Source organism: Photobacterium sagamiensis, assembly GCF_050337085.1.
Taxonomy (GTDB): domain Bacteria; phylum Pseudomonadota; class Gammaproteobacteria; order Enterobacterales; family Vibrionaceae; genus Photobacterium; species Photobacterium sagamiensis.
The window spans coordinates 274,763-287,100 of sequence record NZ_JAKJSP010000011.1 but is presented as its reverse complement, the minus strand read 5'-3'; the positions used below and the strand labels follow the sequence as shown (position 1 = coordinate 287,100).

Genomic DNA, 12,338 nt, shown 5'->3' with positions numbered 1-12,338 from the left:
GTAGAATTCACATTATTAATTGGTAACTATTAGAGCCAGGCAAATGTCTCAGGAAGAAATTGAAGTTGAAGCGATTGGTATTGAGGTCTCTTCTCAGCCAATCGAACTATATAAAGTGTTGAAAATTGCCAATGCGGTGAGTGGTGGTGGTGAAGCCAAATTTGCTATCGCGGAAGGTTATGTGGCGGTGAACGGCGAACTCGAGCAACGTAAACGCCGTAAAATGTATGACGGTGATTTGGTCGAATTTAATGAAGAATACTATGTGGTGCTTTGTGATCAGCCCGTTCAGGAACCGTCAGAAGAAGTCGTAAAGCCGAAATCAAAGAAATCAGTAGATAACAAGCCAAAACAAAAGAATGCTAAACCAAGCAATAAAAGTACGGCCAATAAGAAAGCTAACAAAAGTAATAACAGTAATAAAGGCAGCCAGAAGAAGTCATCACAGCCCAAAGAGGCCAGTAAAGCTGACCAGTCGACAGGGCGTAAGCTAATCAGCTTTTAAGGTGACTGGCCAGGGAATGGCTACACATGAAAGTCAATTCTTGAGCCGGCTTCCACTGCAGTGGCTGGCGGTGCATCTCCTCGGCTCGAATAACCGGTAAAGTTATCAATAGTTGAACTCATGTTTGTATCTTCGATAATGACAGGCTGATGAGCTGTTTTTATCGAATGGGCATTTATGGGTTCTTTACCCTTCCAATACTGATCTCGAACGTTCTATACCCAAACCACCTTAAGATGCGAGATTCAGAGCTTCCTCTGGGAACTCAATTCGAATGAAATGTGTGTAGGAATGGCGCTCCCTTTCAAATACATTTTGTGAAGAAGTGATTTTCCAGAGGAGCTCCCAAAGGGCGAGTTTTATTGGCTTTTATTCTGTGTTAGCCATTCTCTAAATAGAACCACTATTTACTCAAATGGCTGCCTTGACTAAAAGCCAATGAATTCTCGCTGAACTCTGCATCTTAAGGTGGTTTGGGTATACACCTGATACTGTAATATTTGACATAGGGGCACCTTTTTAAACAATGTTTGCATGGTGTTTTTTTATGCTACCAAAGTGTTCAAAAAGTATGCAATAGAGTGAGTGTCAGGTGTTTGTCAATTTGTCCTAACCCGTACTCCAGTTCGAGGTATTCCGTTTGTAGCATTGCGGCTCCTGCGAAACAAGCCTAGGATGGAAACAGATTTTTCGGGAGGAAAAAGATCATGGTTGCAAAAGTTGAATTAACCCCGCAAGGCCCACAATTTTCTGAACTTGTTCAAGGTTATTGGCGTCTGGCTGATTGGGGCATGACAGCGCAGGAGCGTTTGTCATTTTTGAAGCTGCACATTGAGCTGGGAATAACCACGGTCGATCATGCTGATATTTATGGTGGTTATTCGTGTGAGCAGTTATTTGGTGAAGCCATCGTGCTGGAACCGAGCATTCGCGAGCAAATCGAGATAGTGACAAAGTGCGATATCAATTTATGCACAGAGCAATTTCCTAATCGCAAAATCAACCATTACGACACCAGTAAGCAGCACATCATTGGTTCTGTGAATAACTCATTATCTCGTCTGCATGTTGAGAATATCGATGTCTTGCTGATCCACCGGCCTGACGCATTAATGGATGCCGACGAAGTTGCAGAAGCTTTTTCTGAACTCAAACAGCAGGGCAAGGTGAACCATTTCGGTGTGTCGAATTTCTCCCATACTCAGTTCGACTTGTTGCAATCGCGTCTGGATGCACCTCTGGTGACTAATCAGGTTGAAATTAATCCTCTGAACTTTGAAGTCGTTCATGATGGCACGTTAGATCAACTGCAAATGAAACGTACTAAACCGATGGCCTGGTCTTGCCTTGCTGGTGGCGATATTTTCTCTGGCCAGTCAGAGCAACAAGTTCGTGTACGCAACGAGTTAGAAGCCATTCGTCAGGAAGTAGGTGCGGCAAGTATCGATCAGGTGATTTACGCGTGGGTGAAGCGTCTGCCATCGAATCCATTGCCAATCATCGGTTCCGGTAAGATAGAGCGAGTGCAAGCGGCAGTTGAAGCTCTCAGTATTGAGCTGACGCGTGAGCAGTGGTTCCGTGTATGGGCTGCGTCGAAAGGCCATGGTGTGCCATAATCAACGATCCTGAAAAACACTGTACCAATAAATAAGCCACCATAAATTAACTAATGGATGGTGGCTTATTTAAGGCTATTTCTTATCCCTATTGATATGAAATTTCGCCTGTCGAAGTCGGATTGGCTTTATCACCACTCCATTCGAACCAGCCGCCATCAAAAACGCTGATATTTTCCCATCCCATGACATAGGCGTAGAAGAACGTTTCAGAAGCACGCCAGCCGGTACCGCAATAGAAAGAGACTTCCTGTGATTGATTGATATTCCATTGCTGCCAGAGACTTTCGATATCTTTAGCACTTTTCATGGTGTCATCAGGGTTGCGGAAATCTTCAAGATGATTGGCATCGCTACCGGCGTGACCCCATTTAGAACCGGTAATACGTCCTTTGGGTTCGATATACTTATAACCACTGGTATTGCCGATATATTCGTCCCAGGTTCGGATACTGACTAATGATTGCGTATCAGGCGCCTTATTCAGCATGACCTTAGCTTCAGCTACATCAATGATCATATCTGGGTTCGCAGGGATCTTTCGGCCAAAATCGACGGATGTGTTGTTGCTTTTTAGCATCGGTTCGGTGACGTATCCGGCATTAACCCAGGCCTTCCACCCACCGTTAAGCAAACGCACATCTTCAACACCGGCATACATCATGATGTTGGCAGCGCGGGCGGCAGCCATGTTATTACGACCATACAGGATCACCGTGGTGTCGTAACGAATGCCCAGTTCTCGAATAACCTTGGTTAACTTCTCGTCACTGACCCGGTTCCACCATGGCTCAGATTCAATGTCATTGGTATTGAGATACAGCGCAGTTGGAATGTGAGAGACTAAATATTTAGTTGGAGGCCCCCAGGCAACCTCTACTAATTTATACTCTTTTTGGGGGGCATAATGAGGCTGCTTACCTTCCACGACTTGTTTTACCCATTCAGGCGTGACCAGTTGCTGGAAGCGAGGCAAAGCATCGAGTTGGCCAGAATACAGCTTAATTGGTTGGTCGATGGTATTAACCGTGGTTAAACCTTGCTCTTTCAGGGCTGAGCTCACAAGTGCGCTTGCCGTATCGTCACAATATAAATAGGTCGGTTTATCAACCATGACCTTTTTCTCGCTCAGCAGTTGCTTGAATTCCGCGGGTTCGATACTTTTCAGCCAGTCTGCATCTATATTGATTGCACCAGGAAAATGCCCACCATGTTTAGCTTCAGCTTCCGGCCAGCCGTTATAGTAGTTGCTGGAGCGACAGTCTATTACCTGAATATCCGAAGAGGGTTTAACTAATAGGTCGTCAAAGGTGATGGCTTGTAAATCAAAGCTGATAAGCATGATGACAGGTAATGCTGTTTTGCTGATAGCGTGCATCATAAAACCTAATTGATTGAAGAGATCTGATTATAGAGAACTAAAGCTCAGGAAAAAAAGCGTTTGATCATCTTCATGCAAAATACGATATGTATTGCCCCAATTGTTTATATGCTTAAGTGAATATGGCGGAAAAAATAATCAGGAGAAGCCGATGCGGTTAGCGTTATTTGTACTGATGGCATTATTGGCGACAGTCAGCCCGCAGTCAGAAGCTGAGAATGATCCGTTGATGTTGCCGGCACTGAAAAAAGCGAGCTATTCCGGATTCAATGATCAAAAAGAATTTGTGTTACTGACTGACGGTAAATGGGAAGGCGAACCGTATCAGCCCGGTGGTGCTGTCGCTCCACAAGTGCGGCTTATCGAAGATTTAGTGGTAACAGGCGATCTCGATGGTGATGGTAACGATGAAGCTGTTGTCCTGCTTAACTATACATCGGGCGGAACCGGACAGTTCTTGTATCTGGCGGTGGTGGATGAGCAACAGGATCAGTTGGACAATGTTGCCACCGAGTTAGTGGGTGATCGGGTCAGGATCCGCGACTTGCGTATTGAAAACAGTAAGATTGTACTCGATGTGGTGCAAGCCGGCCCTGATGATGCGGCTTGCTGCCCGGGAGAAGTGGCTGAACGCTTATGGCAATTTGATGGCCGCTCTTTGCAAGAAGAACAATCCGCCAAGGCGACCCTCCGATTGGTACCGGAAGTGCTGAGCGGCACCCAATGGGTATTGGAGGATTGGAAACATGATGAACCGGACTCCTCATTAACGGCTATTACACTGGTGTATAAAAATGGAAAATTTATCGGTCAATCAGGTTGTAATAATTACCTTGCTGCGATGAAAGTCGGTGATCTTCCTGGCGAAATAACGGTGTATCAACCTGCAGTTACCCGAAAAGCCTGTAGTGATCCCGATGTATCAGAAGCAGAAACCCGTTATCTACAACAATTACAAAACGTACATCAGTTCTCTTTCTACGCCGGAAAGCTTGGGCTGAGTTATGGTCAGGGATCGGATGCCGGAGTGATGTTGTTTACCGCGACCAGAGAAAAGTGAATCATGGTATCGGGTAAATCCTTCGCTTGGCCTGCTCTTTGCTTGTAGTTTCAATATATGACTCGCAGGGGGAAGACGATGGCACCGAGTAAAGAGATATGGCTATTGGTAGATAGTCAACGTAATGGCGGGATAGAGTCCCATATATTGCAGTTGGCTTCGGGGCTGCACCAGCATCATTTTCCCGTTTCTGTGGTGTTTTTTGCTGATTATGGCAAGCATCCACTCAAAGATGCCTTGGCTGAACTCGGCATCAGGGTACGAACCTTATCGCATCCGGTGTGGGGGCTATGGCCGATGGTTAAGAGAGAGAAACCTCGTCTACTGCATAGCCATGGTTATAAAGCAGGCATTGTCTCGCGTGTCATTGGCTCTCTGCGCGGGATACCTGTGGTCAGTACTTATCATGCAGGGGAACTCACCAAAGGTAAGTTGGCTGTCTATGATTTTATCGATAGATACAGCGCCATGTTGGCTGCGCAATGTTTGACGGTAAGCCAGCCTATTTCACAGCGATTACCCGTCGCCTCTTTGATGTTAAACAACTTTGTACAGACAGATAACGTGGCAATCGGCAGAGGGAAGCAATTGGCATTTGTGGGACGCTTGAGCGAAGAGAAAGGCCCTCAATTTATGTTGGAGATTGCAAAGCAGTTACCTGAATACTGCTTTCATATCTATGGTGATGGTCCTTTGGATCGCCAATTGCGTCAACAGGCACCTGTGAATGTAAAGTTTCATGGTGCCCAGTCAGATATGAGTAATATCTGGCCTGAGATCGGCTTATTAATTATGCCTTCACTGTTTGAAGGCATGCCAATGGCTGCGTTGGAGTCGATGAGCCGGGGTATTCCTGTGGTGGCCACTCAAGTTGGCGCATTGTCCGAGTTGATCAAACATGAAAGCAATGGCTGGCTACTGCCGGTGGCTGATATTGATGCTTTTGTTGATAAAATCCGGAGATGGCTGTTAATGCCGCCGGAGCAGCAAATGAGTATTCGCTTTCAAGCCCGGTATCAGGTAGAGACGAAATTTTCTGTTGATACCGTGATCCCTCAATTGATTTCCATTTATCAAAAGGTGAGCTGTTAATTGCAATATGGTTTTGCAAATTGCACTTCTGCTTAATACCAATCGGGATAATCAGCTGATTTGATTTTCAGTATTGATCTGTAATGCATGATTTTCAGTTAGATTAATAATTTTATTAAAACTTGGTTTGTTCCTTGCTTTTACAAAAGAGATAACGATAAAGAAGCAAGGGGAAACGGCTGTGACGGAGAATAAATTAAACCGAGCAGAAAAAGATAATGTTATTAATAACAGAAAAAATATCTTATTTGTACATTATGGCGAAAAGTGGATAAGAGGCAGTGAGCGTTGCTTATTGGATCTGCTGACTTATCTAGAAAGCCGAAGCTATCGTCCTGTGCTTTGGTGCAACAGTGAAGTTTTAAAAAAGGAGGCGGAAGAATTAAATATTCCAACTATCTGCCAGCCTTTTCCCCTTCTTTTCGCTGAGCAACCACCTCGGTTTGACTGTATTGGCTTTTATCAGTTAGTCAGGCAAGGCATTGCGTTAGTAAAGCAATATAACATTGACCTAATCCACGCCAATAGCGGTGCTCCTTGCCAGTGGCTCAATTGGGTGGCGCGTGCTTGTCATTTACCTCTGGTTGCGCATCTCCATAGCCGATATCCCTTATGGCAGCGCTGGGTACTTGGTCTTCATCAGGTTGATCATGTTATCGGCGTCAGTAAGCCTGTGATCGAACAGCTGCGGTGGGATGGCATGGCAGAAAGCAAGCTATCTGTCATTGCCAATGGCGTTGATATTCAAAACCTCAGCCAGCAACCCGTGGTGGATTTGCGGCAGAAGTTAAATTTACACCCCGGTACTTTTTTGATAGCCGCAGTCGGCTCGCTTATCTTCCGTAAAGGATTCGATATCGCGATAGAGGCGTGTGCAGCCTTAGAAAAACTGGGAGTTGACCTGCACCTGGTGATCATTGGAGAGGGGGAGGAACGGGCAAACTTAGAGCAGCAGCTATCTGAGCTGAAGCTGGAACACAGGGTGACTCTATTACGCGAACAGCCTGATGTTGTTGGTCACATGAAAGGGGGCTGCGATCTTTTGTTAAGCACCGCCAGGGAAGAGGTGTTTGGTTTAGTTTTATTGGAAGCCGCGTTGGCGGGAGTTGCTATTGCCGCCCCCAGAGTGGGCGGTATTCCTGAAGTTATAGTGGACCGGCAGACCGGGTTGTTGCATCAGCCCGGTAATGTTGACGAACTGGTTATTCACTTAAAAGCGTTAATGTTAGCACCAGAGCTGCGCATGCAACTTGCGGCTGCAAGTTACGAAAGACTTCAGGCGCAATTTTCAATTCAAGCCAATGTATTTAAGGTCACTGCGCAATATGAGCAATTGATAACGGAATATAGCAATCAAACGTTAATAAATAACGACATAAAAAGCCGTGGCACATCATGGTTTAACTTGTTTCGCTCAATTGCTCACAGTGGCATTTGGCAAAAATACTGGCCTAAAAGGTCATCGGTGGTTCAAGCGGGAGTTTCGGATGAAAATTAAAAAACATATTCTGGTTTGGGATGGTATCGCTTTTGCTGGCGGCTCCAAAAATGCCACTTTAAGCTTGCTGAAGACCTTAGATAGCAATCAGGTGGTGATCACTGTGATCACCAAAGATCCAACGTCTTGGCAGGGAATGCAATTAAAGAAGCTTCAGTTACTGGAGATGAGGTGGTTAGCCAATAAAACGCAAGGTGTGCTGTTTTTTATTAAACATCTGTTGTTGGTTTTTAATTTGGTAATTGCCAGGCTCAGGTTTGGTAAAATTGACATGGTACTTGGAGCCTCTGGTCCGGGGGGCGATTTCACTCTCTATTTTGCCCGGTTGCTATTTCGATTTGTGCTGGTGCAATTGGTGCATGGGCCTGTTGCATGCTCTCGGAGCATTGGACGCTGTTTAATAAAAGCAGATGCGGTGTTCTATTTGGCATCGACAGAAGAGTCGATCCAAAATGCACTTCACAGGTTCAGAGGCTTTTCAGAAGAGCTTGTTAACACTACTCGCTTTCAGGCGTTTAATAATGGGCTCTCACTGGAGCACTGGCCGCAAGCCTGCCAACAGCAACACCCCCAACTGTATTGGGCGGCATCTCTATTAAAGTGGAAAGGTTTAGATCTCTTTGTTCAAGCGTTGCAACAGCTCGATAGTAACGAACGCCCGCAAACCCATATTTGTTATATCCGACCCAAACAGATCAATCTGTTGATATCAAAAGCGCCGGTGGCATTGGAGCGGGTGCATTGGCATGAAATGCCAGACCATCTTGATAGAATTCGTGCCGAGAGCAATATTTTTGTTTCTACCAGCCACAGTGAGCCGTTTGGTTTATCGATTTTAGAAGCGATGGCGGCGGGTCATTGTATCTTGATCCCTGATGATGGCGCTTATTGGGATCAGGTGTTGGTTGACGGGGAGTGTTGTGTCAAGTATCAAGCGGGAAATGCCGCCGATCTGGCCGAGAAAATTCGTCAGCTCCAGGCCAATGACAAATTACGAAGGCGGTTAGGAAAAGCCGCGTTTAAGATCGCTCAAAATTATGTCGCCGATGATCTCTATCGGCCGTTAACCGAGAGGATCTACCACGCTTTAGGCATAACTCAGCCTAAGCTCAGCGGTTTGCCGCCGTTCGCAACAGAGAGGGTTTAATATGAGAACCCTCAAATTAACTGCATTTCACCAAGCGCTGCTTTATGGCATCGGCATTGTCATTATGAAAGGGCTTTCGATGGTGATGCTACCATGGCTTGCCTATCAATTAACTCCGGCAGAAATGGGGCGATTAGAGGTATTAACCAGCGTGGCGGTTCTGGGTAGCATTGTGTTAGCCATGGGGTTAGAAGATGCCTTGTATCGCTTTGTGGGGCTAGAGAAAAGCAATAGGCAAAAAAAGGAAATTGCTGCTCAGTTCTTTGGGATTTCACTGATTTTATCGGTTCTGGCGGTTTTTTTTGCCCCATTATTAGCGCAATTTATAAGCCAGTTGTTTCTGCAGCTCTGGTCCATTCAGCTTAATCGTTTAGATCTTATCTTCATTTTTTCTTTTTTGGCCTTAGAGGCCTTGGTAGCGGTTTGCCTGGGGTGGCTGAGAATTCAGGATAAAGCGGTTGTTTTTTTTCTGGTAACCGTCGGTCGGGCCTTGTTGCAGGCGATATTGGTTTTTACCTGTGTTGATATGGGGTTTGGTGTGACAGGTATTTTGGCTGCGGGCTTGGTGGCGACCCTGATACAAGCGGTCTGTTTGATCTGGATGCAAATGTTAGATACAGGCATGCAGCTCCGTTTCCGGAAGATAAAACCGGTATTGATCTATAGCCTGCCAATCGTCGGCAGTGGCTTAGTCAGTTTTCCATTGGCGGGGCTAGATCGCTGGCTGCTGTTAGGTGTTGTTGATCTGGAAACCATTGCCCAATATGGCGTTGCCAGTAAGTTTGCACTAGCCACCGTGTTACTTTTACAGCCATTTGGTATGTGGTGGTCGCCAAAACGCTTTGAATATTTAAATCGTAAAAATGGCCATCAGCAGGTTGTGAAATATATCTGTGTCGGGCTCTGCCTGACTTTCGTGATCGCTTTAGTTGTTTCTTTAGCATCGCCTTGGTTAATTCACCAGTTGTTCCCGGCCCATTATCAGCTTGCCGCACAATATACCTTGGGTTTGGTTATGGTGATGGCAGTCAAGGAGGTGGCTGAGCTGGTCAATATTGGCTGTTTTATTGGTAGAACAACCAAAACACAGTTTTTGGTTAACTTGATCGGCACTCTGGTTGGTCTTTCAACTATGGTGGCTTTGCTGTTCTGGGGTAACTACGGTGTCTGGGGGATCATCGGCGGTTTATTGTTGGCGCAGTTGTGCCGTCTGGGTTTGTTTGTGGTACTTAGTCAGGTTTACTTGCCTTTGCGCTATCCGGTTAAGAAACTGGCTTACATTGCCTGGGTTAGTTTTTCTATTCTGGCTTTAGCTCAGCTTACTCATAACCATGAGATACGCTTGTTCATCGCCTTCTCGGGCGGCCTGGTTCTGCTGTATCTTGCCGCGTCTTTGCAGCTGTTTCCGATGGCGACATTGCGTAATACCGTCAGGGAAAAGTGGCAATGAGCAATAGGCCGAAACGGACAGCGAACGATTTGGTATCGGTAGTGAAAATGGTGCCACCCCAACGCCGAGCACCCCCGGGTAACCTGTTGCTGGCGTTTGGTTCCTCCCTCTGCATCGGCGCCGTCTGGTATCTGGTGCCGCATCCTGCGGTTGCTGCTGTATTGGCTCTATTGCCTGGCGTGATTCTAGTGGTACTTGGCTACCCGTTTGTGATGGTGGTCTTTTTTGTCGTGTTTTCATTTTTTAGAATTCATGAGGTCTTTCCCCAGCTTTATTCTTTAAAGATCCCTCTGCTGCTCTCATTAGCTTCTATTTTCGCCCTCTGCTGGCACTTGATGATCAGCCAGAAAATAAAGGTCTATTGGCGCTTTGAATTGAATTTTATCGCCCTCTTTTTCTTTTGGGTGACCCTTGGGGTGATTTTGGCCAGTAATCAGTCGGTTGCTATCAGCTACTTTAAAGGGATTTACTGGAAAATTGCGCTGATGACCTTTGCCATCGCATGGTTGACCCGAACAATCAAAGATTTTGCCTTTGCTTCCCGCTTATTCACAGCGGCAGGATTAATGGTCGCTCTGGTGGCCTTAAACAATAAAATGACAGGTATTGGTTTAGTTGAAGGGGGCCGTGTCACCATCGGCCGAGATATAGGATCTGTGCTGGGGGATCCGAATGATCTGGCTTTGGTACTGATGTTTCCTGCCGCATTTGCTCTTAGTTTAATGCTTAATAAAGGGATTGGTTTTTTCAGCCGAAGTTTGGGCTTTATGAGTTTTATCTCTCTTTTTTCTGCGGTGATTGCCACCCAGAGTCGTGGTGGCTTGCTGGGGATCATGGCCGTTATAGGGGTGTTTGCATATCGGCGAACTCAATCAAAGAGCTTGTTCCTGATTGGTGGTGCGCTTGTTGCCGCTCTGTTATATACGGTTGCCGGAATTTCAGGGCGGGCATCTGGAGGGGCCGGTGAAGCCGGGATAGATGAATCTGCTATGGGGCGTTTATATGCATGGGAAGCGGCCTTTCATATGGCGTTAGAAAATCCCCTGTTTGGGGTTGGTATTGATAATTTCTATTATAATTATTATTTTTATTCAAAACATTGGGACGGGCTGAACCATGCTGTTCACAGCACCTGGTTTGGTGTTTTGGCTGAAACTGGTTTTGTGGGCCTGTTGGTTTTTATCGCCATGATCGCCATTTTAATTCGTAGTTCTCTGCGTAGCCTCGCAATAATTGAAGCGCAAACCTCTGCCGTCAGTCCTGAGATCGTCGCGACGGCACAAGCGGTCTTGACCGGTCTTATCGGTACCGTGGTTTCCGGTACGTTCTTAACCCAGGGATTCACCTGGCCTCTCTATATTTTATCTGCCTTAGTTTGTGCCACTGCCCAGTGGGTTGCTACCCATTTAACCGACGGGTAACTGATATACCCAAGTAACCTCAAGATGCTCGTTTCAGCGAGAATTTCCAGGTACTAAGGTCAGGCGCTGATTTGTAGATATAGTCGCTCTACATCAAAAATCAGCAACGCAACATTAGTGCCTGGAAAACTCGCCCTTCGGGAGTGATTCAGCCAGCCCACTTCTGTGTCAAATGCACTCGAAAGGACCCGTCATTCCTTCGCACATTTTCCTTGAATTGAACTGGCTGGTATCACTCTGAATCCTGCATCTTGAGGTAACTTGGGTATAGTAGCGCGGTTTGCATTTTGCTACTTCTCTCGGCGTTGCACTCGTTTATTTTCAAATGGCAATTCCACCAAGCACCAGATGCTAGTAAGTTGCTGATATTAAATTAATTTTACGGCTCTATGAAATATGGCTTAATCTGTGCAGTCTCTTGAACATTATCGGGTTCAAGAGGAATGTTATGAAAAGGCTCTCTGTTGCAAAGGCAAAGCGTTGGCTGAAAACCAGTAACCATCCATTGGCTCAATTTGTTATTCAGCTTTACTTTAAGATCCGTTTTTTTGAATTGCCAGCACCTCAGTTGCTCGTTAAACCCCTTTATTATATGTATCGAATCGGTCAAGGCGCCTGGGCCCATGCGACACGAATTGCATTGTGGACGCCTCTGTTTAAAAGTCAGCTCAGCAGCGACAAAGGTCAACTCTATCTCTATGGCGGCTTGCCATATTGTGCAGGAACGTTAGAGATCCATTTAGGTAATCAAGTACGAATTTGTGGGAAAACAACCTTTACCGGGCGGGTTTCCTCGCCCAAAACACCTCAGTTAATTATTGGAAATAATGTTGATATTGGCTGGATGACAACCGTGGCGGTAGGACGCCGCATTGAAATTGGCGATAACGTTCGTATTGCCGGGCGCACTTTGCTCGCGGGCTATCCCGGTCATCCGCTTAATTGTGCAGACAGAGCCGCCGGTTTTCCTGAAACAGAACAACAAGTGGGGGACATCATACTTGAGCGGGATGTCTGGCTGGCCACCGGGGTGACCGTCACGGCGGGGGTGTGTATTGGTGAAGGGACGGTTGTGGCTGCGGGGAGTGTGGTGACCAAGGATCTGCCTGCCTATGTGATTGCCGCTGGTGTTCCGGCTCGGGTCGTGAGATCTATCGAGAGGTGAGAA

General features: G+C 46.2%; 10 protein-coding genes. 9 read left to right on the top strand and 1 reads right to left on the bottom strand.

The window, feature by feature from the left end; all coding sequences use genetic code 11:
- Positions 1–43: 43 nt before the first annotated feature.
- Positions 44–505 carry an RNA-binding S4 domain-containing protein gene (locus tag L4D76_RS02305; protein WP_428439308.1) on the top strand — a complete coding sequence of 154 codons (462 nt, stop codon included), beginning with the start codon at positions 44–46 and terminating at the stop codon, positions 503–505.
- Positions 506–1,212: 707 nt separating this feature from the next.
- Positions 1,213–2,121, top strand: a complete 909-nt coding sequence (locus L4D76_RS02300) for an aldo/keto reductase (protein WP_428439307.1) — start codon at positions 1,213–1,215, stop codon at positions 2,119–2,121.
- A gap of 88 nt (positions 2,122–2,209) precedes the next feature.
- Here the strand turns inward: L4D76_RS02300 and L4D76_RS02295 are convergent, their stop codons facing one another.
- Positions 2,210–3,499 carry a rhodanese-like domain-containing protein gene (locus L4D76_RS02295; RefSeq protein ID WP_428439306.1) on the bottom strand — a complete coding sequence of 430 codons (1,290 nt, stop codon included), beginning with the start codon at positions 3,497–3,499 and terminating at the stop codon, positions 2,210–2,212.
- 154 nt (positions 3,500–3,653) lie between these two features.
- Between L4D76_RS02295 and L4D76_RS02290 the strand changes: the two genes are divergently transcribed.
- The 7 genes from L4D76_RS02290 to L4D76_RS02260 all read left to right on the top strand — a co-directional run bounded on the left by L4D76_RS02290 (position 3,654) and on the right by L4D76_RS02260 (position 12,335).
- Positions 3,654–4,562 (top strand): META domain-containing protein, encoded by a 909-nt coding sequence (locus L4D76_RS02290; protein ID WP_428439305.1) that lies wholly within the window; start codon positions 3,654–3,656, stop codon positions 4,560–4,562.
- A 78-nt stretch (positions 4,563–4,640) separates the two neighbouring features.
- Positions 4,641–5,654, top strand: a complete 1,014-nt coding sequence (locus L4D76_RS02285; RefSeq protein ID WP_428439304.1) for a glycosyltransferase family 4 protein — start codon at positions 4,641–4,643, stop codon at positions 5,652–5,654.
- A gap of 181 nt (positions 5,655–5,835) precedes the next feature.
- Positions 5,836–7,152 (top strand): glycosyltransferase, encoded by a 1,317-nt coding sequence (locus L4D76_RS02280; RefSeq protein ID WP_428439303.1) that lies wholly within the window; start codon positions 5,836–5,838, stop codon positions 7,150–7,152.
- A complete protein-coding gene (locus L4D76_RS02275; RefSeq protein WP_428439302.1) occupies positions 7,142–8,299 on the top strand; it encodes a glycosyltransferase family 4 protein in 1,158 nt (385 codons plus the stop codon). Before L4D76_RS02280 ends, L4D76_RS02275 begins: the two co-directional genes overlap by 11 nt.
- 1 nt (position 8,300) lies before the next feature.
- A complete protein-coding gene (locus L4D76_RS02270; RefSeq protein WP_428439301.1) occupies positions 8,301–9,749 on the top strand; it encodes a lipopolysaccharide biosynthesis protein in 1,449 nt (482 codons plus the stop codon).
- 47 nt (positions 9,750–9,796) lie between these two features.
- Positions 9,797–11,170: an O-antigen ligase family protein gene (locus L4D76_RS02265; protein WP_428439332.1), complete on the top strand. Its 1,374-nt coding sequence runs from the start codon at positions 9,797–9,799 to the stop codon at positions 11,168–11,170.
- Positions 11,171–11,618: 448 nt separating this feature from the next.
- The gene (locus tag L4D76_RS02260; protein ID WP_428439300.1) at positions 11,619–12,335 is read left to right on the top strand and encodes an acyltransferase; all 717 of its coding nucleotides are present in this window, start codon (positions 11,619–11,621) and stop codon (positions 12,333–12,335) included.
- The last annotated feature ends 3 nt before the right edge of the window (positions 12,336–12,338 follow it).